Raw genomic sequence first — 23,999 nt, 5'->3', positions numbered from 1 at the left:
AGGGGCACGGTGAGCGAGACCAGCACGGGGGACGTGGCCGAGGCCGCCGCCGCGGTGGCCACGGGCAACTGGCGCAGGGCGGGCATCGCCGGTGCCGCCATAGGCGTGGTCGCGGCTGGCGCCGCGGCGGGCGTCGCCATCGAGCGCCTCACCGTGGGCCGCGGCATGCGCCGGAAGGCGCGTCTCGCTCTCGACGCCGCCGGCCCGTACGGCTCGCTGCGCGGCGTGTCGGGAACGGCGGTCGCGGACGACGGCACCGAGCTCCACTACGAGGTGGAGGAGGTCGATCCGGATGTGGCCGCACCGCGTCGCCGCCGGATGTTCGGCCGCAAGTCGCCCGCTCCCGTCACCGTCGTCTTCAGCCACGGCTACTGCCTCAGCCAGGACTCCTGGCACTTCCAGCGCGCTGCGCTGCGCGGTCTGGTGCGCGCGGTGTACTGGGACCAGCGCAGCCACGGCCGTTCGGCACGCAGCGCAGGGCAGGCGGGACAGGGCGGCGTGCCGGTCTCCATCGACCAGCTCGGCCGGGACCTGAAGGCCGTCATCGACGCGGCCGCGCCCGAGGGGCCGCTGGTGCTCGTCGGCCACTCCATGGGCGGCATGACGATGATGGCGCTGGGCGCCCACTTCCCCGAGCTCGTCCGGGAGCGGGTGGCCGCCGTCGCCCTGATCGGCACGTCGTCGGGCAAGCTCGGCGAGGTCAGTTACGGCCTGCCGGTCGCGGGCGTCAACGCGGTGCGCCGGGTGCTGCCCGGGGTGCTGCGGGCCCTCGGCTCGCAGGCGGAGCTGGTCGAACGGGGCAGGCGGGCGACGGCGGACCTGTTCGCCGGGCTGATCAAGCGGTACTCGTTCTCGTCCAGGGACGTCGATCCGGCGGTCGCCCGGTTCGCGGAACGGATGATCGAGTCGACGCCGATCGATGTGGTCGCCGAGTTCTACCCTGCGTTCGCCGAGCACGACAAGGCCGAGGCGCTGGTCGTGTTCGAGGGCCTGCCGGTCCTCGTCCTCGCGGGTGACAAGGACCTGGTCACCCCCAGTACGCACAGTGAGGCGATCGCCGGGTTGATGCCGGAGGCCGAGCTGGTGATCGTGCCGGACGCGGGCCATCTGGTGATGCTGGAGCACCCCGAGGCCGTCACCGACCGGCTGGCGGATCTGCTGGCCCGGGCGGGCGCGGTCCCGGCAGCCGCTAACGTTGGCACGTATGGAAACACCGCTGGAAGCACCGCACAGCCCGGCGGCTGAGACAGCCGTCACCGGGTCCGCCCGCCTCTCGATCGAGTCCCCGGAGCAGATGCAGGACCTGGGCCGCAGGCTCGCGAAACTGCTGCGCCCCGGCGACCTGGTGATGCTCACAGGAGAGCTCGGCGCAGGCAAGACGACGCTGACGCGCGGCCTGGGCGAGGGGCTCGGGGTGCGCGGCGCCGTCACGTCCCCCACCTTCGTGATCGCCCGGGTCCACCCCTCCCTGACGGGCGGCCCGGCGCTGGTGCACGTCGACGCGTACCGCCTGGGCGGCGGGCTCGACGAGATGGAGGACCTCGACCTCGATGTCTCGCTGCCGGAGTCGGTGGTGGTGGTCGAGTGGGGCGAGGGCAAGGTCGAGGACCTGTCCGAGGACCGGCTGCACGTGGTGATCCACCGGGTGGTGGGCGACACGGAGGACGAGCGCCGTGAGGTGCTGCTGCACGGGTACGGCGAGCGCTGGGCGGGGATCGGGGCGATCTGAGGGCCTTGGGGGGATAGTCCGGCCCCGAGGCGCCGGACACCCCCTGGGCTCGGCTCCTGGGCCTGTCACGCCGTACGTTCCGACAAGACGTCGGGAAAATGTTGCGCCCGGCGTCCCGCGCGTGATGACATGGTGGGGAGACCTGGTTAGGTTTACCTAACCACGCCCGCCCCCGGAGCCCACCAGGAGGCGTCCATGTCGGCATCGGAGCGCGAACCCCAGACCCGGCAGCAGTCGCCTGCGGCAGCCGTACCGCCCGCACCGGCCCTGTCGATGCGGGATCTGCTGGCGTCCTGTGCGGCGGCCAGTGCCGTGTCGACCCCGCCGCGCGAGGCGCCGCGGGCAGCGGTCCGGGACGAGACGCGGAGCGACGCCGCGCGACGAGACGCCGCCTGACGCGAGTTGCCTGACCGGAGTTGCCCGACGGGTCCGTCAGGCGCGCCGGGATTCGTACATCCGGTCCCTTACGGGTGGCCCTACGGGACCACGACCACCTTCGAGCCGATCGCCGCGAACACCCACATCGCGTCCCCGTCGGCCCGCTTCATCCGCACGCCGCCCGTCTTCTTGTTCGGGTCCGGGCTGGCCATGGAGCCGTTCACCGCCGCGCTGAAGCCGATCGACACGCCGCCGACCTTCGCGAACCGGACCACGTGCTCGATCGGGACGCCGTCCGAGCCCGGCACGTTCCCGGAACGGGACGTCACGGTGTAGGTGCCCGGCTGGGGGTTCACCGTCGAGGGCATGACCTCGAAGGTGCGGGGCGTGCTCTGCTTGCCGACCAGCCACACCCTCCGGTCGCCCAGCGCGTACACGACGCGCACACCCGTGCCGGAGTGGGCGGGCACGGCGAGCGGGTCCTTGGACTCGTTCTTCGGGCTGCCGGATGCCTGCGCGGAGGGGGCGGGGCTCGGGGCCTTGGGGGCGCCGAGGCTGTCGGGAACGTTCGCCGACGCCTGATAGGCGAGGAAACCGACGACGGCCAGCGCGGCCGCCGTGAGCCCGGCCACGAGTCCCGAGCTGCTCCGTGCCACCGTGCCCACCTTTCGAATCTTTTCCCGGTCGTGTCTTTTCCCGGTCGTGGTGACGGTAGCAGCAGGCATCACGTTCGATGGGGCACTGTGACTCCCTCGCCGGAGCCGTAGGCTGTTTGCGTGCTCTTGCTCGCCATGGATACCGCCACGCCCGCCGTCACCGCCGCTCTCCACGACGGGTCCGCCGTCGTCGCCGAGTCCAGCCGGGTGGACGCCCGAAGGCACGGCGAACTGCTGCTGCCCGCCGTCGACCGCGTGCTCGCCGAGGCCGGGGTGAAGCTCGACGCCGTCACGGGAGTGGTGGTCGGCGTCGGACCGGGGCCGTACACAGGACTGCGCGTCGGGCTGGTGACGGCCACCACCTTCGCGTCCGCGCTCGGTGTGCCCGTCCACGGCGTGTGCACACTGGACGGCCTCGCGTACGCCGCCGGGCTGGACGAGCCGTTCGTGGTGGCGACGGATGCCCGCCGCAAAGAGGTCTACTGGGCGCGCTACGAGAACGCCCGGACCCGCGTGAGCGACGCCGCCGTCGACCGGCCCGCCGACATCGCCGAACAGGTCGCGGCCCTGCCCGCGGTCGGTGCCGGCGCGCTCCTGTACCCGCAGACGTTTCCGGACGCCCGCGGACCCGAGCATGTCAGCGCCGGCGCCCTCGCCGCCCTCGCGGCCGAGCGGCTGGCGGCCGGGGAGGACTTCCTCGACCCGCTGCCGCTCTACCTGCGCCGTCCCGATGCCCAGGTGCCCAAGAACTACAAGGTGGTCACTCCGAGGTGAGCGGCGCCCACCCGTCTCCCGACCGCCGCCCCTCATCGACGCCGCTGCGCGGCGGCCCTCCTGAATTGCGTGAGATGCGCTGGTGGGACATCCGGCCGGTGCTCGACCTCGAACACGAGCTGTTCCCGGAAGACGCCTGGTCGGCCGGGATGTTCTGGTCCGAACTCGCGCACTCCCGGGGACCGCAGGCCACCCGCCGCTACGTCGTCGCCGAGCTCGACGGCAGGATCGTCGGCTACGCCGGACTCGCGGCGGCGGGCGGTCTCGGTGACGTCCAGACCATCGCCGTCGAACCAGGTCAGTGGGGCACCGGGCTCGGCGCCCGGCTGCTGACCGACCTCCTGCAGCACGCCACCGCCTTCGAATGCCACGAGGTGCTCCTCGAAGTGCGCGTGGACAACACCCGGGCCCAGAAGCTGTACGAGCGCTTCGGCTTCGAGCCCATTGGATTCCGCCGCGGCTACTACCAGCCGGGCAACATCGACGCTCTCGTCATGCGCCTGACCGTACAGACCTGACGTACGAGCACGACGCCAGGCCCGACCGAACAGCCCCGACCGAACAGCCCCGACCGTACAAGGAACTGAGACTCACACCCATGGCTGACGAACCGCTCGTACTCGGCATCGAGACCTCCTGCGACGAGACCGGAGTCGGCATCGTCCGCGGAACGACCCTGCTCGCCGACGCGGTGGCCTCCAGTGTGGACACGCACGCCCGTTTCGGCGGCGTCGTGCCGGAGATCGCCTCGCGCGCGCACCTGGAGGCGATGGTGCCGACCATCGAACGCGCCCTGAAGGAGGCGGGGGTCAGCGCCCGCGACCTCGACGGCATCGCCGTCACGGCCGGCCCCGGGCTCGCGGGCGCGCTGCTGGTGGGCGTCTCGGCAGCGAAGGCGTACGCGTACGCCCTGGGCAAGCCGCTGTACGGGGTGAACCACCTCGCGTCGCACATCTGCGTCGACCAGCTCGAACACGGTCCGCTGCCCGAGCCGACCATGGCGCTGCTGGTCTCCGGCGGCCACTCCTCGCTGTTGCTCGCCCCCGACATCACCGCCGACGTCCGTCCCATGGGCGCGACGATCGACGACGCGGCCGGCGAGGCGTTCGACAAGATCGCACGCGTACTGAACCTAGGCTTCCCCGGCGGCCCGGTGATCGACCGGCTGGCGAAGGAGGGCGACCCGGCGGCGATCGCCTTCCCACGTGGCCTCAGCGGCGCCAAGGACCCGGCGTACGACTTCTCCTTCTCCGGCCTGAAGACGGCCGTCGCCCGGTGGATCGAGGCCAAGCGCGCCGCGGGCGAGGAGGTGCCGGTGCGGGACGTGGCGGCGTCCTTCCAGGAGGCGGTCGTCGACGTGCTCACCCGCAAGGCCGTGCGCGCCTGCACGGACGAGGGCGTGGACCACCTGATGATCGGCGGCGGCGTCGCGGCCAACTCGCGGCTGCGGGCGCTCGCCGAGGAACGCTGTGAGCGTGCGGGCCTGCGGCTGCGCGTGCCGCGGCCGAAGCTGTGCACGGACAACGGCGCGATGGTCGCCGCGCTGGGCGCGGAGATGGTCGCGAGGAACCGGCCGGCCTCCGACTGGGAGCTGTCGGCGGACTCGTCGCTGCCGGTGACGGACCCGCACGTGCCGGGGAACCACGGGCACGGTTCGGACCACGACCATGTGCACGAGATCAGCAAGGACAACCTCTACTCATGACCGTCGTCGCGCTGATGTGGGAGGCCCGCGCCGCCGAGGGCCGCGGTGCGCAGTTGCTGGAGTGGGCCCGCGCCCAGGAGCTCGCGCGCGAGCCGCTGCGCCGTGAGACGTTCCGGGCGGCGGGCGACCGGGTGCTGGTCGTCACCTGGTGGGAGGCGGCGCACGCCGATGCCGATCTCCCCGAACTCCCGGAGCCGGATGCCGGCCTCGTCACCCGGCCGGTGCACCGCTGGCGCTTCGAGTCGCTCGGCCGAGAATCTCCCGGACAGCGATGACGTCCTGGAGACCGAAAATTTTCCGGAAGAAGTCCGGGAGCCGTGTCGATCGGGCCCTGACCCGTTCGACGCATGGGTGAGAGGCGGGGAACGGCCCCGCCCGATGCCATCGAGGAGTCGTCATGCCGCGCTTTCTCTCCATGATCCGTATCGACGAGAACGAGCTGTCCGGAGCGGAATTCCCCCAGGACTTCACCGACCGGATGGGCAAGCTGCTGGAGGAGATCACCAAGGCGGGCGTCATGCTCGACACGGCCGGTCTCACCGCGACCTCGGACGGCACCCGCGTGACCTGGTCCGGCGGCAAGCTGTCGTACACCGACGGGCCCTTCACCGAGACCAAGGAAGTCATCGGCGGCTACGCCCTCATGCAGTGCAAGGACAAGGCCGAGGCCCTGGAGTGGACCAGGCGTTTCCTTGAGATCCACCCGGAGGAATGGGACATCACCTGCGAGCTGCGCCAGATCGCCGAGGACTGACACCGGCCGCGCTTGCCCCGCTCCCGCACGGCTGCTCTGATGGGTGGCCGTGACGGCAGCAAGCGCAGCGAACACGGTCGAAGCGGTCTTCAGGATCGAGTCGGCGCGCATCATCGCCGGCGTGGCCCGCATCGTGCGGGACGTGGGCATCGCCGAGGAGATCGCGCAGGACGCTCTGGTCGCCGCGCTGGAGCAGTGGCCGGAGTCGGGTGTCCCGGACAGGCCGGGCGCCTGGCTCATGGCCACGGCCAAGCACCGCGCCATCGATCTCGTACGCCGCAAGGAGACGTACGCCCGCAAGCTGGCCGAGGTGGGGCGGACGCTCACCGACGCGCCGCCGCCGCCCGAACCGGCCGATGCGGACGACATCGACGACGACCTGCTGCGGCTGATCTTCACCGCGTGCCATCCGGTGCTGTCCACCGAGGCCAGGGTCGCGCTCACGCTCAGGCTGCTGGGCGGGCTGACGACCGGGGAGATCGCCCGCGCGTTCCTCGCCGCCGAACCGACGGTCGCCCAGCGCATCGTGCGCGCCAAGCGGACGCTGGCGAAGGCGGGCGTGGCCTTCGAGGTGCCGTACGGCGCCGAGCGCGCCGAGCGCCTGGGCTCGGTGCTCGACGTCATCTACCTGATCTTCAACGAGGGGTACGCGGCGACCGCCGGCGACGACCTTGTGCGCCCGGCGCTCTGCGAAGACGCCCTGCGGCTGGCCCGGGTCCTCGCCGGCCTGATGCCGTACGAACCGGAAGTGCACGGACTGGCGGCGCTGTTGGAGTTCCAGGCGTCCCGCATCCCTACCCGCACGGGTCCCGCGGGCGAACCGGTGCTGCTCGCCGACCAGAACCGCGCCAAGTGGAACCGGCTGCTGATACGGCGCGGCATCGAGTCGCTGGGACGTGCCGGTGCCGGCCCCCTGGGCCCGTACGCCCTTCAGGCCGCGATCGCCGGCTGTCACGCGCAGGCGGTCCGCTACGAGGACACGGACTGGGCGACGATCGCCGCTCTGTACGGGCAGTTGGTCCGTGTCATGCCGTCCCCGATCGTGGAGCTGAACCGCGCGGTCGCCGTCTCCATGACACAGGGCCCCGCCGCCGGCCTCGCCCTGGTGGACGCGATGGCCGCTGAACCGGCCCTGAAGGACTACCACTTGCTCCCGAGCGTCCGCGGTGACCTGCTGGCCCGGCTGGGCCGCGCCGAGGAGGCGCGGGCGGAGTTCGAGCACGCCGCTTCCCTGGCCCGCAACGCGCGGGAGAGGCAACTGCTCCTGGATCGCGCCGCCGAGGCCGCCGACCGGCCCCGGTAACCTCGTCCGCATGACCGGATCAGCCCTCCCGCCCCCGCCGCCGCCCACCCGCATACAGGCCTGGCCCGACCGCGAGTCGCTGCTCGCCGACCGGGCGAAAGCGATGGGGGAGCTGCATCGGGCGAGCATCGGGGTGTGGCGACTGGCCCAGCTGTGGCTGCTCGTGAGCGGGTTCACGGTCGGCTGGGTGAGCGTCGGTGCGGCGCTGCGGGTGTTCTACGAGGCGATCGACGTGTTCAGCCACCTGTTCGGCGGCGTGCTCCTCCTGCTGGGCACCGCGTTCATCGTGCCGACCGGTCTGCTGATCGGCTTCGGTCTCGTCCGCGACGGAAAGGTGCGCGCGCGGCTGCGCGAGTGGAGCGCACTGGACAGCGACCCTGCCCGGGATGCGCGTTTCACCTCACCGGGCCTGAGCCTGACCTGGTTCGTGCCGTCGTTCCTGATGTGCGCGGGCGGCCTGTGGACGTGCTTCGCGGTCCCGGCCGGCGCGGAGCCCGGCGAGAACACGGTGCCGGAGGTGGTGCTGCTGATGGGCCTCGGCATGATCCTGTGGCTGACGGGCCTGATCGGCGTCGCCAAGGCGGTGGGCCACTACCGCTGGGCGCTGCGACTGGTGCCGCGCCGGGCGGCGGCCGGCACCCACGTCTGAGCGGACGCCCCAGTCTGCTGGTACCACCTCGACCGGGGCCCAGGCCGACTGCCCCACGAGCATGGCCCGGGCGGCCGTCTGCCCGGGGACCCACGAGCATGGCCCGGGCGGCCCTGTGCCGGCTGCCCCACGAGCATGGCCCGGGCGGCCCTGTGCCGGCTGCCCCACGAGCATGAGCTGGGCCGCCCTGTGCCGGGTGCCCCACGAGCATGAGCTGGGCCGCCCTATGCCGGGTGCCCCACCAGCATGGCCGGTGCCCCCGCCGTCCTCGTCATGAACACCGTTGCGGCGCCCGGCCCCTGGGGCTTGACCTTGCGGCGCAGTTCGTCCGGTTCGACCGCCGAGCCACGCTTCTTCACCGTCAGGTTGCCGACCTCGCGCTCCCTGAGCAGGGCCTTCAGCTTCTTGACGTTGAAGGGCAGCGCGTCGGTGATCTCGTACGCCGTCGCGTACGGCGTCGGACGCAGCTCGTCCGACGTGATGTAGGCGATCGTCGCGTCGATCAGGCCTCCGCCGACGTCCTCGGCGACTTCGGCGACCAGGTGGGCGCGGATCACCGCGCCGTCGGGCTCGTAGAGGTAGCGGCCGACCGCGCGGACGGCGGGGTCGGGCAGGCCGCGGCCGGTCAGGGTGTGCGGGCCGGGGAGCAGGGTGGCGCGGATCGTGCCCGGGGCCGTGCCGAACCAGAGCACGGCCTCCTTGACGTCCCCGCCGTCCGAGATCCACTCGGCCTCGGCGTCCTCGGGGACGGCCTCGTGCGGGACCCCTGGGGCGATCTTGAGGGCCGCGAACGGGCGGGTGCGGGCCGCGGCGATCGCCCACGACAGGGGCGGGGAGTACGCCTCCGGATCGAAGATCCGGCCCCGGCCGCCCCGGCGCGCGGGATCCGCGAACACCGCGTCGTACCCAGAGGTGTCGATGTCTGTCACGTCCGCGCAGCGGACCTCGATCAGGTCCGCGAGTCCCAGTGCCTCGGCGTTGGCCCGCGCGGCCGCGGCCGTCGGCGGATCGCGGTCCACGGCGAGGACGGAAATGCCCGCCCGCGCCAGCGCGATCGCGTCCCCGCCGATGCCGCTGCACAGGTCGGCGACGCTGCGCACACCGAGGGCGGCGAAGCGCTCGGCCCGGTGGGCGGCAACCGTGCGGCGGGTGGACTGCTCGACGCCGTTGGGGGTGAAGAACATCCGGCCGGCGTCCTCCGCGCCGAATTTCGCCGCCGCCCGCTGCCGCAGCCGCGCCTGCCCGAGCGCCGCCGAGACGAGATCCGCCGGGTGCTCGCGGCGCAGCCGGGTGGCCACGGCCAGTTCATCGGCGGGGTCGTAGGAGGCGAGCGACGCCAGCAGCGCGCTGCCCTCCTCGGTGCGCAGTGCCGACAAGGCGGCGAGCGGATCTGAGGCGTTCACCCGGCCATTGTGGGCCAGCCGGGGGATGGTCCGCGCACGCAGGCGGTGTCGGCCTGGTGCGCGGGCGCCGCGCTGACAGGATGCGACGCCATGCAGCTAGTACGACAAAAGGGAAAAGTGAGAGCGTGTCGGGTCGGAGTGGGTGTGGTCGCGCTCGTCGTGGCCGCCGTCGGCTCCGGCTGTGCCGCCGGGGACGGCGGGGCCGGCCGCCCGGCGAAGTCCGCGCCGGGGCAGTCGGCCCAGCAGGGCCCAGAGGCCCGGGAGCAGGCGGCAGGCCCGGCCGGCGCCCTGTCCGCCTACGTCGAGAAGGTCAAGCGGGCCCAGGCCGCGCGCGCCGCGGCCGCGAAGAAGTGGGGGCTGAAGCAGACCCCGCTCGCCGCACCGCCGCCGCCCGCGGTCAAGCCGAGAATCACCACCCGCAAGGGCTTCGAGGTCGACGGCGGCAAGGAGTTGCCGCCGGTCTTCACCACCGTCCCCACCAAGGAGAAGGTCGTCTTCCTGACGATCGACGACGGCGCGGAGAAGGACCCGGAACTGCTGCGGATGATGTCCGATCTCCGGATCCCGTACAGCGCCTTCCTCAGCGACTACGTGATCGACGACGACTACGGCTACTTCGAGAAGATGCGGGACCGCGGCGTTTCGCTGCACAACCACACCCTCAACCACCGCTACCTGCCCGGCCTGTCCTACTCGGCCCAGAAACGGGAGATCTGCGGTCAGCAGGACAAGCTGCAGAAGCGGTACGGCACCCGGCCGAAGCTGTTCCGACCGCCGTACGGCAACTACAACAAGGACACGCTGCGCGTCGCAAAGTCGTGCGGGATCGAGGCCGTCCCGCTGTGGGCGTCCGAGGCGTTCCCCGACCACATGGAGTGGCGCGAGTGGGACAGGGACCTGCACCCCGGCGACATCATCCTGACCCACTTCCGGGGTCGCGGGGAGTGGAAGGGCACCATGCCGGACATGATCCGGCGGGTCATGAAGACCGTGACCGCCAAGGGGTACGCCGTGGCGAAGCTGGAGGACTACGTGTGAGCCGCGCGCGCCGGCTTCTCGCCGGGGTGACTGCCGGGGGTCTCGCGCGCCGGCTCCTTGCAGGGCCGCTTGCCGGGAGCCGCGCGCGCCGGCTCCTTGCCGCGGGCGCTCGCCGGACGGGGATCGACGGGACGGGGATCGACCGGACCGCGATCGACCGGACCGGGATCGACCGGACGGGGATCGACCGGACGGGCAGCGGACGGGCATCGAACGGGCGGGCGTAGACCGGCTTGGCGTCGTTCGGAGGGGCGTCGATCGGAGGGGCATCGGACCGCCACGCGGGTTCGGCATTGGCACTCCGCTTGACCGAGTGCTAATCGCAGTCATAGTCTCGCTCCTGGCACTCCCCAAGGGAGAGTGCCAACACAGCGACGGGCAGGTCCGGCACCCGCGACGACGGATCCACCTGGTCGCCACCTCAGATCAGTTAACCCCGTGAGATCTCCGAAGGGGGAGGTCGGATCGTGACGACCACCAGCTCCAAGGTTGCCATCAAGCCGCTCGAGGACCGCATTGTGGTCCAGCCGCTCGACGCCGAGCAGACCACGGCTTCTGGCCTGGTTATTCCGGACACCGCCAAGGAGAAGCCCCAGGAGGGCGTCGTCCTGGCCGTGGGCCCGGGCCGCTTCGAGAACGGCGAGCGTCTTCCGCTCGACGTGAACGTCGGCGATGTCGTGCTGTACAGCAAGTACGGCGGCACCGAGGTGAAGTACAGCGGCGAGGAGTACCTCGTCCTCTCGGCCCGCGACGTGCTCGCGATCGTCGAGAAGTAATTCCCGCTTCACCCGGCAGATTTGCCTGAACCGCGCCCCTGGCCACCCCGCTGATGCCGGGCGGCGAGGGGCGCGGTTTTTTGAACACGATTTCCGAGAGGGCTGAATCGCTCCCATGGCGAAGATCCTGAAGTTCGACGAGGACGCCCGTCGCGCCCTCGAGCGCGGCGTCAACAAGCTTGCCGACACGGTCAAGGTGACGATCGGCCCCCGCGGCCGCAACGTCGTCATCGACAAGAAGTTCGGCGCACCCACCATCACCAACGACGGTGTCACCATCGCCCGCGAGGTCGAGGTCGACGACCCGTACGAGAACCTGGGCGCCCAGCTGGTGAAGGAGGTGGCGACCAAGACCAACGACATCGCGGGTGACGGTACGACCACCGCCACCGTGCTGGCCCAGGCGCTGGTCCGCGAGGGTCTGCGCAACGTCGCCGCCGGTGCTTCCCCGGCCGCCCTGAAGAAGGGCATCGACGCCGCGGTCCAGGCCGTGTCCGAGGAGCTCCTCGCGACCGCCCGCCCGATCGAGGACAAGGCCGACATCGCCGCCGTGGCCGCGCTCTCCGCGCAGGACCAGCAGGTCGGCGAGCTCATCGCCGAGGCGATGGACAAGGTCGGCAAGGACGGTGTCATCACCGTCGAGGAGTCCAACACCTTCGGCCTGGAGCTCGACTTCACCGAGGGCATGGCCTTCGACAAGGGCTACCTGTCCCCGTACATGGTGACCGACCAGGAGCGTATGGAGGCCGTCCTCGACGACCCGTACATCCTGATCCACCAGGGCAAGATCTCCTCGATCCAGGACATGCTGCCGCTGCTGGAGAAGGTCATCCAGGCGGGTGGCTCCAAGCCGCTGCTGATCATCGCCGAGGACGTCGAGGGCGAGGCCCTGTCCACCCTCGTCGTCAACAAGATCCGCGGCACCTTCAACGCGGTGGCCGTCAAGGCCCCCGGCTTCGGTGACCGCCGCAAGGCGATGCTCGGCGACATGGCCACCCTCACCGGTGCCACCGTCATCGCCGAGGAGGTCGGCCTCAAGCTCGACCAGGCCGGTCTGGACGTCCTGGGCTCCGCCCGCCGCGTCACCATCACCAAGGACGACACCACCATCGTCGACGGTGGCGGCAACTCCGAGGACGTGCAGGGCCGCGTCAACCAGATCAAGGCCGAGATCGAGACCACGGACTCCGACTGGGACCGCGAGAAGCTCCAGGAGCGCCTCGCGAAGCTGGCCGGCGGCGTGTGCGTGATCAAGGTCGGCGCCGCCACCGAGGTGGAGCTGAAGGAGAAGAAGCACCGTCTGGAGGACGCCATCTCCGCGACCCGCGCCGCGGTCGAGGAGGGCATCGTCTCCGGTGGTGGCTCCGCGCTCGTCCACGCCGTGAAGGTGCTCGAGGGCAACCTGGGCAAGGAGGGCGACGAGGCCACCGGTGTCGCCGTCGTCCGCCGCGCCGCCGTCGAGCCGCTGCGCTGGATCGCGGAGAACGCCGGCCTCGAGGGCTACGTCATCACCTCCAAGGTGGCCGAGCTGGAGGCGGGCCAGGGCTTCAACGCCGCCACCGGCGAGTACGGCGACCTGGTGAAGGCCGGCGTCATCGACCCGGTCAAGGTCACCCGCTCCGCCCTGGAGAACGCTGCCTCCATCGCCTCCCTGCTGCTCACGACCGAGACCCTGGTCGTCGAGAAGCCGGCCGAGGAGGAGGCCGAGGCGGGCCACGGCCACGGTCACGGCCACAGCCACTGAGTCACCGACGCGACACGCGCCGAAGAAGGCCCCCGTTCCCGCCGTGCGCGGGGACGGGGGCCTTCTCCCCTTTCCGGGGGCCTGCTTCCTCGCCTGCCGGCGGACGCTCGGCCCCGCTGGGAGGGCGCTGGTCAGAGCGCCCCGAGCTGCCGCATCAGGCGCATGAGGTCGAAGTGCCACCAGCCTTCCTGGATCTTCCCGCCCTGGAAGCGGAAGATCGTCGTGCCCGTCATCGTGCACTGCTCTCCCGTGGCCGGGATGCCCTGGAACTCGCCCTTGTGCTTGCCGCTCCAGGTCCACAGGAGGCACACGTCGTCGCCGTCGGCCACCTGCCGGTCGAGCTCGAACGTGAAGTCGAAGGCGTCGCGCCACATCGTCAGATCGCGGCGGATGACGTCGCTGCCGACCTCGGACTCCTCCTCGCTGGCGACGTCGTGGTCGATGTAGTCCGCGGCGAAGATCTCGTCGATGGCGTCGAGGTTCCCGCCGACGGCGATCTCATGGAAGAAGCGGCGGGCGGTCGCCGAGTTGAGCTGGTCGTCACGGACCACGTCGAGGTCGGTGAACGACGGCATGCCGTCGCAGAGCGCCACCATCTCCTGGAAGATGCGGTCGGTCTCGGGCAGCTTGGAGTTCCGCATCGCCTCTTCGTACGAAGGGAACTCGACGATGTCGACGTAGTGCGACCCCTCGGAGCGGTCCTTCCCCATGATGAGGTGGGAGGTGGTCCGCTTGCCCTTCGTCTTCTCGACCCACTGGTCCATGAGCGCGTTCACGCCGTCGAACCGGTCGGTCTTGTAATCGATTATCTGTACGAATTTCATGACACCTCCCGCGACGGATGGGATACGGCCATTTTAGTGATTTATGGTCTTAGAGGCGTTTCGCGTGCTCGGTTGCTCGGGTGCTCGCGTGCCCAGGCGTTTCGGGCTGCGTCAGACGTGCCGGGCGTGTGAGGCGCGTCAGGCGGAATGGCCCAGGGCTGCCGGGTGCACCGGGTAGGCGAACGGGAGACCGCCCGCGAACCGCTCCACCTCGTCCAGCGCCTGGTCGGCCATCCGGTGCAGCTCGTCACCGAGCGACCCGGCGATGTGGGGCGTCAGAAGCACATTCGGCAGGTCGTACAACGGTGAGTCGGCGGGCGGCACTTCGGGGTCGGTCACGTCCAGCACCGCGTCGAGGCGGCCGGCGAGAAGCTCGGGGAGCAGGGCGTCCTCGTCGACGAGCGAGCCGCGCGAAGTGTTGATCAGGGTGGCGCCGTCCCGCATCCGGGCCAGCTCGCGCGCGCCGATCATATGGTGGGTGGCCGGCACCTGCGGAGCGTGCACGGTGACGACGTCGGCGCGGGCGCAGAGGTCGTCCAGGCCGGTGCGTTCGACACCCAGCGCCGCCGCCCCGGCCTCGTCCACATACGGGTCGTACAGCAGGACCCGCAGGTCGAAGGGGCGCAGCAGCTCGATCACCCGGCGACCGATGCGGGACGCGCCCACCACTCCTACCGTACGGCGGTAGTTGCCTGCGCCGTCGAGCTCGGCGCGCCAGTCGTGCTCCGCGCGCAGCTGCGCGTACCGGTGGGCGCAGCGCAGCGCCCGCTTGCCCGCGAAAAGGACGGCGGCGAGCGTGAACTCCGCGACGGGCAGGGCGTTCGCGGCCGCCGCCGAGGTCACGGCGATGCCGCGGTGCCAGCACGCCTCGGTGATGTGCTGCTTGACCGAGCCCGCGGCGTGGACGACGGCACGCAGCCGGGGCGCGGCCGCCAGCACCTCGGCGGTCAGCGAAGGGGCGCCCCAGCAGGTGAGCAGCATCTCCGCCTCGGCGAGCGCGGCGGCGACGCGCGGTGAGGGGGAGGTCAGGTCGTGGGCGACGAGGTACGGGTCGGTGCGGGTGAGCGCGGTCAGACGTTCGCGGTGGCGGTCGGCGAGCAGCCGGTCGGCGATTCCCGGCGCCATGGCCAGCAGCAGCGCGGGGCGATTGTCAGTGGCGTGATGCATGGTGGAACTCGGGCTCCTCAGGGGTCGCTTGGGTCACTTGACGCTGCCGGCGGTCAGGCCGGCTTTCCAGTGCCGCTGAAGTGAGACGAAGGCGACGATCAGGGGTATGACGGCGAGCAGGGAGCCTGTCACGACGAGCGGGTCGAACTCCGGCTCGGCGTGGGGGTTGCTGTTCCACGCGTACAGGCCGAGGCTCAGCAGGAAGAACGCGCTGACTTTTGCTCAGGTCCTGCGCCAGGCTGCGGCTCGCGCTGACTCCTGCTCAGGTCCCGTCATGGTGATCAGGCGCACGCCGCGCGGATGATGGGGAACCTGCTGCACGGCTGGTGGACGATGCTGCCCGATGAGCGCCGTTCTGTGTCCGCCGCCGATGCGGCGATCCGTCAGGCCCGCAAAGAGATCGAGCACCTTCCACGGATCGAGGCTTCGGAGTCGACCGATCACTGGGGCCCGTACTTGCGGCCCGCTCGCGAACTCACCCCTCCGAGCAGGTTGCGCGGGGCCAGCTTCACCACACCCATGAGCGCCTTGTAGCGCGGATCGGGGACGGACAGTGACTTCCCCTTCGCGAGATCCGCCAGCGCCGACGTCACCAACCTGTCGGCGTCCAGCCACAGCCAGCCCGGGATGTTGTCCGTCCCCATCCCGGCCCGCTCGTGGAACTCCGTCCGCACGAACCCCGGGCACAGCGCCATCAGCCGCACGCCCGACCCCGCAAGATCCCGCGCCACGCCCTGCGTGAACTGCACTACCCACGCCTTCGACGCACCGTAAGTACCGCGCGGCACGAACGCCGCCACCGAGGCCACGTTCACCACGCCCCCGCGCCCCCGCTCCCGCATCGGGCCGGCCGCGGCCGCCGTCAGCCGCATCACCGCCTCGCAGTGCACCTTCAGCATCGTCAGCTCGTCGGCCATGGACACTTCCAGGAAGCGCCCCTTGTTCCCGAAGCCCGCGTTGTTGATCAGCAGGTCCACCGGGTGCCTGCGGTCCGCGAGCCGCTTCTCGACCGCGGCGATCCCGTCCTCCTCGGCCAGGTCCGCGGTCAGCACCTCCGCCTCGATGCCGTGCCGGTCGTGCAGCTCGGTGGCCTGTTCCTGCAGCCGCTCGGTGTCGCGGGCCACGAGGACCAGATTGCGTCCCTCGGCCGCCAGGCGCCGTGCGAAGGCGGCGCCGATGCCCGCGGTCGCTCCCGTGATCAGTGCAGTCGTCATAGGCGGCACGTTAGTGCCCCGCGTGTGAGTGCGGTGCACGGACCTCGCCGGCCCGCTGTCCCTGCTCGACGACCACGAACTGGCCCATCATCCCCTCGTCCTCGTGGTAGAGCAGGTGGCAGTGGTACATGTACGGAGTGTCCGGGTCCGCCGGGCCCGTGAACCGCACAGCTATCTTCACGCTCCTGTTACCCGGCACGAACACGGTGTCCTTCGGGCCGCGCAGATGAGGCGGCGGCTGCCGGCCGTCGACCTCCAGCACCCGGAACTGCACGTCGTGCACATGGAAGTTGTGCGGCATGCCGTCGTCGTTGCGCAGGACCCAGGTCTCGGTGGTGCCCCGGGTGACGGTCTCGTCGATCCGGTCCATGGACATCGGCCTGCCGTTGATCCCGGACCGCTGAAGGCCGAAGAACCGTGTCCGCACGGAGTCCTCGCCGTCCGGCAGCTCCGGTTCGCCGAGCGCGCCGGGGAGTTCGGGCGAGGGCCGCAGCGTCTTCGCGGCACGCAGCTCCAGTACGTCGAACGAATCGTCACCGCCGTTGAACCGGGTCTGCCAGAAGTCGCCCAGGCTCTGCGGATGGCTGCGCAGCACAACCCGCTCGCCCGGCTGCATCCGCACCACCATCTCGGCCCGCTCGCCGGGAGACAGCCGGATGCGGTCCATCGGCACGGCCTGCGGCAGCAGCCCGCCGTCCGACGCGATGAGCGAGAAGCGCCGGTCGTCGGCGAAGCCGAAGTGGTAGAAGCGGGCGGTGGAGGCGTTGAGCAGACGCAGCCGTATCAGCTCGTCGCTCACCTCCTTGTACGGCTCCAGGGTGCCGTTGACCATCGTCCGGTCGCCGAGGAAGCCGCTGCCGGCCATCATCTTGTGCCCGTGGTCGAACTCCGCGCCGTCGAAGCGGACGTCCTGCACGACCACCGGCAGATCGTCGACGCCGTAGTTCTTCGGCAGCGGCAGCTTCGCCGCCCGCTCGTCGTCGAGCAGGAACATGCCGGCGAGCCCCCGCCGCACATGCTGCTCGGTCCTCCCGTGCGGGTGCGGGTGGTACCAGAGCGTCGCGGCCGGCTGGTCCACCGTCCAATGCGGGCTCCAACTCCCGCCCGGCGCCACCGTCTGGTGCGGACCGCCGTCCATCGCGGCGGGCAGGTGCATGCCGTGCCAGTGCACGGTGGAGGTCTCGCCCAGCGCGTTCCGTATCCGCACCTCGACCTTGTCACCGCGCGAGGCGCGGAGGGTCGGGCCGAGGAAGTCCCCGTTGAACCCCCAGGTCGGGGTCTGCTGCCCCGCTCTGAACTCCTTCTGACCTGCCTGCATCGTCAGATCGAAGACCTTGGTGCCGTCCCGTGCGACAGCCGGCTTTGCCAGCGGCGGCACGGCCATCTCCCGGCTGAACGAGGTGCCGACGGTGGACACCTCGGCGTCGGAGTACAGCCGGAAGAACCCGCCGCCGACCGCCATGACGGCGGCGACGGCGACAGCCGTGAGAATGACGATGACGCGCCTGAGCCGGGACATGACTCCAGCGTCCCGGCCGCCGCCGACGGGCACATCGGGGACCGCCCCCCATCGGCCCCCGAGCCAACTGACCCGCCTTCTCCGGGATTTCCCCTACGAGACGATCGGCAGCTGCCGGGTGCGGGAGCAGGCGCCGGTCCCTGTTTCGTACGTGGCCACGTACTCCCGCGCCTCGCGCAGCTGCTCGGGATGGAGCGCGTCGCCCGCCGCGAGCACCTGCGGCAGCAGGGAGCGCTCGGTGGTCCCGGCCCGGAACGACAGCGAGACGGTGACCTCGTGCTCCGGCCGGTGCTCGATCTCGATCGGATCGCCCGCACGGACCTCACCGGGTCTGATCACCCGCAGATACGCGCCGGGCGCGGCCTCCTGCGTGAAGCGCCTGACCCACCCCTTCTCACCGAGCCAGCTCGCGAAGGTGCGGCACGGTACGCGCCCGCTGGTCACCTCCAGCACCAGCTCGTCGCCGATCCGCCAGCGCTCGCCGATCCTCGCGCCGTTGACGTCGAGCCCGCTCGTGGTGAGGTTCTCGCCGAACGAGCCGCTCGCCAGCGGCCTGCCCAGCTCCCTCTCCCAGCGGTCCAGGTCCTCCCGCGCGAAGGCGTAGACCGCCTGGTCGGTGCCGCCGTGGTGGCGCAGGTCCGAGACCGCGTCCCCCGCCACACCGCTGCCTCCCTCTCCCTTGCGCCCGGGGTCCGCCACCCGGACGGCCCCCTCGGCCGGACGTTTGTCGATCCCGGTCGTTCCGGTGCCGGCGTAGTCCACGGACCTGAGCCGCCCCACGTTCACACTCAGAAGCTTCATACGGGGCACGCTAACCCGACGCTCACCAAAGCAACCAGCCGAATTTTCCCTGAACCCCCAAGGCAGGCTTATGCTCAAGGAGTGATCGAAGCCCGTCATCTCCGTGTCCTGCGCGCCGTGGCCGCCACCGGTTCCTTCTCCGCCGCCGCGCGCGAACTGGGCTGCACCCAGCCCGCGGTCAGCCAGCAGATGAAAGCACTCGAGAGCTCGGCCGGCACGCCGCTGCTGATCCGTACGGGCCGCGAGATGCGCCTGACCCAGGCGGGCGAAGTGCTCGTCCGGCACGCGTCCGGCATCCTCGCCGGGCTCACCGCCGCCGAGGAGGAGATCGCCGCGATCGCAGGGCTCAGGGCGGGCCGCGTCCGTCTGGTCTCGTTCCCGAGCGGCAGCTCCACGCTGGTGCCCACGGCGCTCGCCGCCCTGCGCGCGGCGCACCCCGGCACCAGGGTCTCCCTGGTCGACGCCGAGCCGCCGCGCTCCGTCGAGATGCTGAGGGAGGGCGAGTGCGACGTGGCCCTGGCCTTTCGCTACGGCACGGCGGGCGCCGAATGGGACGACCTCGTCGTACGCCCGCTGCTCACGGACCGGCTCATCGGGCTGGTGCCCGAGGGTCACCGGCTGGCGGGCGCGGAGAGCGTCGCGATCGGCGACCTCACCGACGAGCCGTGGATCGCGGGCTGCCCCCGCTGTCGCCGTCAGCTGGTGGAGGTCTGCGAGGAGGCCGGCTTCACGCCGCGGATCGACTTCGCGACGGACGACTACCCGGCGGTGATCGGACTGGTCGGCGCGGGCCTGGGCGTGGCGGTGCTGCCGGAGCTGGCGCTGGAGTCCGTACGCCCGAAGGGGGTGCGGACGATCGCGGTGAACCCACCCGTCGCCCGCGAGATCGTCGCCCTGACCCTCCCGGACCTCTCCCAGGTCCCAGCGGTCGCCGCGACCCTGGACCACCTGTCGCTGGCGGCCGAGCGCTGAGGCGCGGCGTCGGCTCTGGGCTGCCCGGCCCTGGCTGCCCCGGCGGTCGCGGCGACCCCGGACCGCGGCCCTGGCGGCCCGGCCGCCGAACCGTCCCCGAACCGCCGGTACGCGGCGGTGTCGCGTTGAAGCGCGGCACCGCTCCGGGCGGCCCCGGTGGCCTGTCGGCTGAACCGCCCCCCGACGGCCCGGTGGCCCGCTGGCCTGCCGGCTGAGCCGCTCCCGGCGGCCTGGTGACGCGGCGCTGAGGCGCGGGGTCGGCTTTGGCTGCCCCGGCGGTCGCGGTGACCCCGGACCGCGGCCCTGGCGGCCCGGCCGCCGAACCGTCCCCGAACCGCCGGTACGCGGCGGTGCCGCGTTGAAGCGCGGCACCGCTCCGGGCGGCCCCGGTGGCCTGTCGGCTGAACCGCCCCCGACGGCCCGATGGCCCGGCGCTGAAGCGCGGCGCCGGTCCGGGCCCGGCGGGCCCGCAGGCCCCCAGCCGTCCCGCTCCGGACGCCAGGGGTGCGCCGGGCAGCCGCGCGCCGACGCAGAAAGCCGGTCCCGGCTGAGGCCGGGACCGGCTTGCAGGTGCAGAGACGTTGGGAGCAGGCGCGTCATTCGCGCAGACAGTCGTCGTAGCCGTGGCAGTTGTGGTCGTCGTCGCTCGGTGTCGCTCAGTCTCGTTCGTACAGATGAAGTAACGTTTCTTCGTTCGCGATGGGGGCGTCACGCCCCCACCGCGCCTCCCGCGCTCGTCGCAGGGATCAGACGATGGCGTGCGCGGCCCATGAGCTCCTCGCGCTCGTCCTCCGTCAGTCCGCCCCAGACGCCGTACGGCTCCCGCACCGCCAGTGCGTGTGCCGCGCACTCGGCCCGGACGGGGCACCTCATGCAGACCTCTTTCGCCGAGTTCTCGCGCGCGCTGCGCGCTGCACCGCGCTCGCCTTCCGGATGGAAGAAGAGCGAGCTGTCGACCCCGCGGCATGCCGCGAGGAGCTGCCAGTCCCACAGATCGGCGTTGGGTCCGGGAAGGCGAGAGAAATCTGCCATGGCGCATGTCCCCTTGAAACCGTGCTGAGTGGATACAGGACAAGTCGGAAACGGGCGGGACCTCCGGCCGGCGTGTGCCGGTTCCGGCACCCCACGCTGTGCCAACGACCGTACATCTGCTGTGTAAGTAGATGTAAATATGACTCATTGCGAATCTAGCCAAAGACACCAGCTAATGGGAAGAAAAGCCGCTGAATGGGGCACGGATCCCCGGAGAAACTCCGGTGACCTGCGGCGCTGCGGTTCGCGCACGGCCCCTTACGCAGAGTGCCGAAGAGCTTCGTCCCACCCGTAACTCTTTCGAGTGACCGTCGTTGAGAGGGCGAGGCGGTTGAAAGAACAAGCTGTCGGGCACATGTCCGAGAGCGTTCAACCGCTCAGGTGACGAAACGTACCCAGCCTGGAGGCTCAAGGTGACGCGCATCAGCTGCGGAGGGCGGCCATGACATCCGTCCTCGTCTGCGACGACTCCCCGCTTGCCCGAGAGGCGCTCCGCCGCGCGGTCGCGACCGTGCCCGGCGTCGAGCGCGTGACGACCGCGGCCAACGGCGAGGAAGTGCTCCGCCGGTGGGGCGCCGACCGCTCGGACCTGATTCTGATGGACGTACGCATGCCCGGTTTGGGCGGCGTCGAGACCGTGCGCCGGCTGCTGTCCGCCGACCCGGGCGCCCGGATCATCATGCTCACCGTCGCCGAGGACCTCGACGGTGTCGCACTCGCGGTCGCCGCCGGCGCCCGCGGCTATCTGCACAAGGACGCCTCGCGCGCCGAGCTCCGGGCGACGGTCACGCAGGCGCTCGCCGACCCGACATGGCGGCTCGCGCCGCGCCGGCTCCGCTCGGCCGAGATGGGCGCCGCGCCCACGCTCACCGCGCGGGAGATCCAGGTGCTCGAGGGAATGAGTCACGGCCGGTCGAACGCGGAGATCGGGCGCGAGCTGTTCCTGTCCGAGGACACGGTGAAGACGCACGCCAGGCGCCTGTTCAAGAAGCTCGGCGCCTCGGACCGGGCGCATGCGGTGGCGCTCGGATTCCGCTGGGGCCTGGTCCGCTGAGTGGCCCGGCACGGGGTGACGGATGCCCGAGGGCATCCGTTTCCCGCGCGATGCCGCATCCTTGAGGGTGTGGAGTTCCTCGGGGACGAGTCGGTCGAGCGGGAGGGGAGGGCGCAGGAGATGACTTCCGGCGCACCTGCTCATAACGCTTCGGTGCACAACATGGGACGCGGTGCCCGGGAGGCTCCGGCGCCAAGGCACCATGGACCGATGCGTGACGACGAGGCGGCGACCGCCCAGGGGGCCATCGGTGCACTCGTCCATCGTGCCGTCGACGGCGACGAGCAGGCCACGCACGACCTGCTCGCGCACGTCCACCCGCTCGCACTGCGTTTCTGCCGTTCCCGTCTCAACAGACTTCCCGGCGACGCCCGGCATTTCGCCGACGACCTCGCTCAGGAGGTGTGCGTCGCGGTGCTGATGGCACTGCCGCGCTACAAGGACACCGGAAGGCCCTTCGAGGCCTTCGTCTTCGCCATCGCCTCGCACAAGGTCGCCGATCTGCAGCGGGCGGCGATGCGGCACCCCGGCTCGACGGCCGTGCCGTCCGACGAGATGCCCGAGCGGCCCGACGACTCCCTCGGACCCGAGGAGCGGGCGCTGCTCAGCGACGACGCCGAGTGGGCCAAGAAGCTCCTCGCCAATCTCCCCGAGAACCAGCGCGAGCTGCTGGTTCTGCGTGTCGCCGTCGGGCTGACGGCGGAGGAGACGGGACAGATGCTGGGGATGTCGCCGGGTGCCGTGCGCGTCGCCCAGCACCGTGCGCTGAGCCGTCTGCGGGCGCTGGCCGAGCAGTGAACCGTGCGGCGGCCGCGTGCGTATGAACGTACAAAGCTGCTTACTGATCTTGATCGTGGAATGAGACGGGTGCAGAGCCCGTTAGCATGGACATCCGCACCGATCAAGGCCATTGGGGAAGGTGTCATGACCAACGTCGACGGAGTGCCCGAGAAATTCGCGACACTCGGGCTGACCTACGACGATGTGCTGCTGCTGCCGGGTGCCTCCGACATGGCTCCCGACCAGATCGACACCTCCTCGTACATCTCGAAGAACGTGCGGGTGAACATCCCGCTGCTGTCCGCCGCCATGGACAAGGTGACCGAGGCGCGCATGGCCATCGCCATGGCCCGTCAGGGCGGCGTCGGTGTGCTGCACCGCAACCTCTCCATCGCCGACCAGGCCAACCAGGTCGACCTGGTCAAGCGCTCCGAGTCCGGCATGGTCACCGACCCGATCACCGTGCACCCGGACGCGACGCTCGCGGAAGCGGACCGGCTGTGCGCCAAGTTCCGCATCAGCGGTGTGCCGGTCACCGATCCCGCGGGCAAGCTGCTCGGCATCGTCACCAACCGCGACATGGCCTTCGAGACCGACCGTGCGCGCCAGGTGCGCGAGGTCATGACCCCGATGCCGCTGGTCACGGGCAAGGTCGGGATCTCCGGTGTGGACGCCATGGAGCTGCTGCGCCGCCACAAGATCGAGAAGCTTCCGCTGGTCGACGACGCGGGCGTTCTCAAGGGCCTGATCACGGTCAAGGACTTCGTCAAGGCCGAGAAGTACCCGAACGCCGCCAAGGACAGCGAGGGCCGCCTCCTCGTCGGCGCGGCCGTCGGTGTCGCGGGCGACGCCTTCGAGCGCGCCCAGGCGCTGATCGAGGTGGGCGTCGACTTCATCGTCGTGGACACCGCGCACGGCCACTCCAAGCTGGTCGGCGACATGGTCGCCAAGATCAAGTCGAACTCGTCCGGTGTGGACGTCATCGGCGGCAACATCGCCACCAGGGACGGCGCCCAGGCACTGGTCGACGCGGGCGTCGACGGCATCAAGGTCGGCGTGGGCCCCGGCTCCATCTGCACCACGCGCGTGGTCGCCGGCATCGGCGTACCCCAGGTCACCGCGATCTACGAGGCCTCGCTCGCCGCCAAGGCGGCCGGTGTCCCGGTGATCGGCGACGGAGGTCTGCAGTACAGCGGCGACATCGCCAAGGCCCTGGTCGCGGGCGCCGACACGGTCATGCTGGGCTCGCTGCTCGCCGGCTGCGAGGAGTCGCCGGGCGAGTTGATGTTCATCAACGGCAAGCAGTTCAAGTCGTACCGCGGCATGGGCTCCCTGGGCGCCATGCAGTCCCGTGGCGAGCAGCGCTCCTTCTCCAAGGACCGTTACTTCCAGGAGGGCGTCGCCTCCGACGAGAAGCTGGTTCCCGAGGGCATCGAGGGCCAGGTCCCCTACCGCGGTCCGCTCTCCGCGGTCGTCCACCAGCTGGTCGGCGGCCTGCGCCAGTCGATGTTCTACGTCGGCGGACGCACGGTGCCCGAGCTGCAGGACCGCGGCCGGTTCGTCCGGATCACCTCGGCGGGTCTCAAGGAGAGCCACCCGCACGACATCCAGATGACGGTCGAGGCACCGAACTACAGCAGGAAGTAGCGCGTACGTCCGCCAGGGGCGGTCCCGATTCACCGGGGCCGCCCCTGGCGTGTGTGTCGGGGATACTGGTAGGCGCAGAC

The 23,999-nt window shown here is 71.0% G+C and carries 25 protein-coding genes and 1 pseudogene; 17 read left to right on the top strand and 9 right to left on the bottom strand.

All coding sequences use genetic code 11. The features are described 5' to 3' along the window. Positions 1 to 9 precede the first annotated feature (9 nt). The 3 genes from J7E88_RS21770 to J7E88_RS21760 all read left to right on the top strand — a co-directional run bounded on the left by J7E88_RS21770 (position 10) and on the right by J7E88_RS21760 (position 2,125). Complete coding sequence (locus tag J7E88_RS21770; RefSeq protein WP_215183603.1) at positions 10 to 1,245, top strand: alpha/beta fold hydrolase; 1,236 nt, start codon at positions 10 to 12, stop codon at positions 1,243 to 1,245. Then, entirely contained in the window at positions 1,217 to 1,729 is a 513-nt protein-coding gene (gene tsaE, locus J7E88_RS21765; RefSeq protein WP_215183766.1) for a tRNA (adenosine(37)-N6)-threonylcarbamoyltransferase complex ATPase subunit type 1 TsaE, read from the top strand. The genes J7E88_RS21770 and tsaE overlap by 29 nt, the downstream gene beginning before the upstream one ends. A 195-nt stretch (positions 1,730 to 1,924) precedes the next feature. Then, entirely contained in the window at positions 1,925 to 2,125 is a 201-nt protein-coding gene (locus J7E88_RS21760) for a hypothetical protein (RefSeq protein WP_215183601.1), read from the top strand. 80 nt (positions 2,126 to 2,205) lie between these two features. On the opposite strand, the gene J7E88_RS21755 is transcribed toward J7E88_RS21760, so the two are convergent. Continuing rightward, positions 2,206 to 2,739 (bottom strand): hypothetical protein, encoded by a 534-nt coding sequence (locus tag J7E88_RS21755; RefSeq protein WP_215183764.1) that lies wholly within the window; start codon positions 2,737 to 2,739, stop codon positions 2,206 to 2,208. Between the two features lie 144 nt (positions 2,740 to 2,883). Here J7E88_RS21755 and tsaB point away from each other — a divergent pair, with 144 nt between their 5' ends. From tsaB to J7E88_RS21720, 7 genes are all read left to right on the top strand, one after another. Next, positions 2,884 to 3,537 (top strand): tRNA (adenosine(37)-N6)-threonylcarbamoyltransferase complex dimerization subunit type 1 TsaB, encoded by a 654-nt coding sequence (gene tsaB / locus J7E88_RS21750; RefSeq protein ID WP_215183599.1) that lies wholly within the window; start codon positions 2,884 to 2,886, stop codon positions 3,535 to 3,537. Positions 3,538 to 3,611: 74 nt separating this feature from the next. Then, a complete protein-coding gene (rimI, locus tag J7E88_RS21745; RefSeq protein WP_215183762.1) occupies positions 3,612 to 4,055 on the top strand; it encodes a ribosomal protein S18-alanine N-acetyltransferase in 444 nt (147 codons plus the stop codon). Between the two features lie 80 nt (positions 4,056 to 4,135). After that, on the top strand, positions 4,136 to 5,242 hold the full coding sequence (gene tsaD / locus J7E88_RS21740) for a tRNA (adenosine(37)-N6)-threonylcarbamoyltransferase complex transferase subunit TsaD (RefSeq protein WP_215183597.1): 1,107 nt from the start codon (positions 4,136 to 4,138) through the stop codon (positions 5,240 to 5,242). After that, a complete protein-coding gene (locus tag J7E88_RS21735; RefSeq protein ID WP_215183589.1) occupies positions 5,239 to 5,517 on the top strand; it encodes a hypothetical protein in 279 nt (92 codons plus the stop codon). The genes tsaD and J7E88_RS21735 overlap by 4 nt, the downstream gene beginning before the upstream one ends. 122 nt (positions 5,518 to 5,639) lie before the next feature. Beyond that, positions 5,640 to 5,996, top strand: coding sequence for a YciI family protein (locus tag J7E88_RS21730; RefSeq protein ID WP_215183587.1), 357 nt, complete (start codon positions 5,640 to 5,642; stop codon positions 5,994 to 5,996). A gap of 43 nt (positions 5,997 to 6,039) precedes the next feature. Then, a complete protein-coding gene (locus J7E88_RS21725) occupies positions 6,040 to 7,299 on the top strand; it encodes an RNA polymerase sigma factor (protein WP_215183585.1) in 1,260 nt (419 codons plus the stop codon). Positions 7,300 to 7,309: 10 nt separating this feature from the next. Then, entirely contained in the window at positions 7,310 to 7,948 is a 639-nt protein-coding gene (locus J7E88_RS21720; RefSeq protein ID WP_215183583.1) for a hypothetical protein, read from the top strand. Between the two features lie 224 nt (positions 7,949 to 8,172). Here J7E88_RS21720 and J7E88_RS21715 read toward each other — a convergent pair whose 3' ends face one another. Continuing rightward, entirely contained in the window at positions 8,173 to 9,447 is a 1,275-nt protein-coding gene (locus tag J7E88_RS21715) for a class I SAM-dependent methyltransferase (protein ID WP_215183760.1), read from the bottom strand. Here J7E88_RS21715 and J7E88_RS21710 point away from each other — a divergent pair. The 3 genes from J7E88_RS21710 (at position 9,442) to groL (ending at position 12,909) form a co-directional block, all read left to right on the top strand. After that, a complete protein-coding gene (locus tag J7E88_RS21710; RefSeq protein ID WP_215183581.1) occupies positions 9,442 to 10,389 on the top strand; it encodes a polysaccharide deacetylase family protein in 948 nt (315 codons plus the stop codon). The two genes, J7E88_RS21715 and J7E88_RS21710, sit on opposite strands and share 6 nt — an antisense overlap. Before the next feature lie 467 nt (positions 10,390 to 10,856). After that, complete coding sequence (groES, locus tag J7E88_RS21705; protein WP_177148652.1) at positions 10,857 to 11,165, top strand: co-chaperone GroES; 309 nt, start codon at positions 10,857 to 10,859, stop codon at positions 11,163 to 11,165. A 115-nt stretch (positions 11,166 to 11,280) separates the two neighbouring features. Next, complete coding sequence (groL, locus tag J7E88_RS21700) at positions 11,281 to 12,909, top strand: chaperonin GroEL (protein WP_215183579.1); 1,629 nt, start codon at positions 11,281 to 11,283, stop codon at positions 12,907 to 12,909. Positions 12,910 to 13,040: 131 nt separating this feature from the next. On the opposite strand, the gene J7E88_RS21695 is transcribed toward groL, so the two are convergent. The 6 genes and pseudogenes from J7E88_RS21695 to J7E88_RS21670 form a co-directional block, all read right to left on the bottom strand. Beyond that, positions 13,041 to 13,733, bottom strand: coding sequence for an ester cyclase (locus J7E88_RS21695; RefSeq protein ID WP_215183577.1), 693 nt, complete (start codon positions 13,731 to 13,733; stop codon positions 13,041 to 13,043). A 138-nt stretch (positions 13,734 to 13,871) separates the two neighbouring features. Then, positions 13,872 to 14,900: a hydroxyacid dehydrogenase gene (locus J7E88_RS21690; RefSeq protein ID WP_215183575.1), complete on the bottom strand. Its 1,029-nt coding sequence runs from the start codon at positions 14,898 to 14,900 to the stop codon at positions 13,872 to 13,874. A gap of 33 nt (positions 14,901 to 14,933) precedes the next feature. Beyond that, positions 14,934 to 15,098: pseudogene (locus tag J7E88_RS21685) on the bottom strand (carbohydrate ABC transporter permease); the annotation flags it as partial. A 242-nt stretch (positions 15,099 to 15,340) separates the two neighbouring features. After that, on the bottom strand, positions 15,341 to 16,114 hold the full coding sequence (locus tag J7E88_RS21680; protein WP_215183573.1) for an SDR family oxidoreductase: 774 nt from the start codon (positions 16,112 to 16,114) through the stop codon (positions 15,341 to 15,343). A gap of 10 nt (positions 16,115 to 16,124) precedes the next feature. Beyond that, on the bottom strand, positions 16,125 to 17,633 hold the full coding sequence (locus J7E88_RS21675) for a multicopper oxidase family protein (protein ID WP_215183571.1): 1,509 nt from the start codon (positions 17,631 to 17,633) through the stop codon (positions 16,125 to 16,127). Between the two features lie 93 nt (positions 17,634 to 17,726). Then, a complete protein-coding gene (locus J7E88_RS21670) occupies positions 17,727 to 18,434 on the bottom strand; it encodes an MOSC domain-containing protein (protein ID WP_215183569.1) in 708 nt (235 codons plus the stop codon). A gap of 81 nt (positions 18,435 to 18,515) precedes the next feature. Between J7E88_RS21670 and J7E88_RS21665 the strand changes: the two genes are divergently transcribed. Next, a complete protein-coding gene (locus tag J7E88_RS21665; protein ID WP_215183567.1) occupies positions 18,516 to 19,406 on the top strand; it encodes a LysR family transcriptional regulator in 891 nt (296 codons plus the stop codon). 708 nt (positions 19,407 to 20,114) lie between these two features. Here the strand turns inward: J7E88_RS21665 and J7E88_RS21660 are convergent. Then, the gene (locus tag J7E88_RS21660; protein WP_215183565.1) at positions 20,115 to 20,438 is read right to left on the bottom strand and encodes a WhiB family transcriptional regulator; all 324 of its coding nucleotides are present in this window, start codon (positions 20,436 to 20,438) and stop codon (positions 20,115 to 20,117) included. A gap of 442 nt (positions 20,439 to 20,880) precedes the next feature. Between J7E88_RS21660 and J7E88_RS21655 the strand changes: the two genes are divergently transcribed. The 3 genes from J7E88_RS21655 (at position 20,881) to guaB (ending at position 23,919) form a co-directional block, all read left to right on the top strand. Continuing rightward, a complete protein-coding gene (locus tag J7E88_RS21655) occupies positions 20,881 to 21,492 on the top strand; it encodes a response regulator transcription factor (RefSeq protein WP_003948568.1) in 612 nt (203 codons plus the stop codon). A gap of 210 nt (positions 21,493 to 21,702) precedes the next feature. Then, positions 21,703 to 22,290 carry a sigma-70 family RNA polymerase sigma factor gene (locus tag J7E88_RS21650; RefSeq protein WP_215183563.1) on the top strand — a complete coding sequence of 196 codons (588 nt, stop codon included), beginning with the start codon at positions 21,703 to 21,705 and terminating at the stop codon, positions 22,288 to 22,290. Positions 22,291 to 22,416: 126 nt separating this feature from the next. Next, entirely contained in the window at positions 22,417 to 23,919 is a 1,503-nt protein-coding gene (gene guaB / locus J7E88_RS21645; RefSeq protein WP_215183560.1) for an IMP dehydrogenase, read from the top strand. Positions 23,920 to 23,999: the final 80 nt, after the last annotated feature.

Source organism: Streptomyces sp. ISL-10 (assembly GCF_018614575.1).
GTDB lineage: Bacteria > Actinomycetota > Actinomycetes > Streptomycetales > Streptomycetaceae > Streptomyces.
Note: the sequence above shows the minus strand (reverse complement) of the source record. Positions and strands in the feature narration are given on the sequence as shown.

Coding starts and splice junctions, on each gene's coding strand:
- J7E88_RS21710 (WP_215183581.1), top strand. CDS start 9,442: ATGCAGCTAGTACGACAAAAGGGAAAAGTGAGAGCGTGTCGGGTCGGA.
- J7E88_RS21670 (WP_215183569.1), bottom strand. CDS start 18,434: ATGAAGCTTCTGAGTGTGAACGTGGGGCGGCTCAGGTCCGTGGACTAC.
- J7E88_RS21650 (WP_215183563.1), top strand. CDS start 21,703: ATGCGTGACGACGAGGCGGCGACCGCCCAGGGGGCCATCGGTGCACTC.
- guaB (WP_215183560.1), top strand. CDS start 22,417: ATGACCAACGTCGACGGAGTGCCCGAGAAATTCGCGACACTCGGGCTG.
- J7E88_RS21690 (WP_215183575.1), bottom strand. CDS start 14,900: ATGCATCACGCCACTGACAATCGCCCCGCGCTGCTGCTGGCCATGGCG.
- J7E88_RS21680 (WP_215183573.1), bottom strand. CDS start 16,114: ATGACGACTGCACTGATCACGGGAGCGACCGCGGGCATCGGCGCCGCC.
- J7E88_RS21695 (WP_215183577.1), bottom strand. CDS start 13,733: ATGAAATTCGTACAGATAATCGATTACAAGACCGACCGGTTCGACGGC.
- groL (WP_215183579.1), top strand. CDS start 11,281: ATGGCGAAGATCCTGAAGTTCGACGAGGACGCCCGTCGCGCCCTCGAG.
- J7E88_RS21655 (WP_003948568.1), top strand. CDS start 20,881: ATGACATCCGTCCTCGTCTGCGACGACTCCCCGCTTGCCCGAGAGGCG.
- J7E88_RS21675 (WP_215183571.1), bottom strand. CDS start 17,633: ATGTCCCGGCTCAGGCGCGTCATCGTCATTCTCACGGCTGTCGCCGTC.
- J7E88_RS21720 (WP_215183583.1), top strand. CDS start 7,310: ATGACCGGATCAGCCCTCCCGCCCCCGCCGCCGCCCACCCGCATACAG.
- J7E88_RS21735 (WP_215183589.1), top strand. CDS start 5,239: ATGACCGTCGTCGCGCTGATGTGGGAGGCCCGCGCCGCCGAGGGCCGC.
- rimI (WP_215183762.1), top strand. CDS start 3,612: ATGCGCTGGTGGGACATCCGGCCGGTGCTCGACCTCGAACACGAGCTG.
- J7E88_RS21760 (WP_215183601.1), top strand. CDS start 1,925: ATGTCGGCATCGGAGCGCGAACCCCAGACCCGGCAGCAGTCGCCTGCG.
- J7E88_RS21660 (WP_215183565.1), bottom strand. CDS start 20,438: ATGGCAGATTTCTCTCGCCTTCCCGGACCCAACGCCGATCTGTGGGAC.
- tsaD (WP_215183597.1), top strand. CDS start 4,136: ATGGCTGACGAACCGCTCGTACTCGGCATCGAGACCTCCTGCGACGAG.
- J7E88_RS21730 (WP_215183587.1), top strand. CDS start 5,640: ATGCCGCGCTTTCTCTCCATGATCCGTATCGACGAGAACGAGCTGTCC.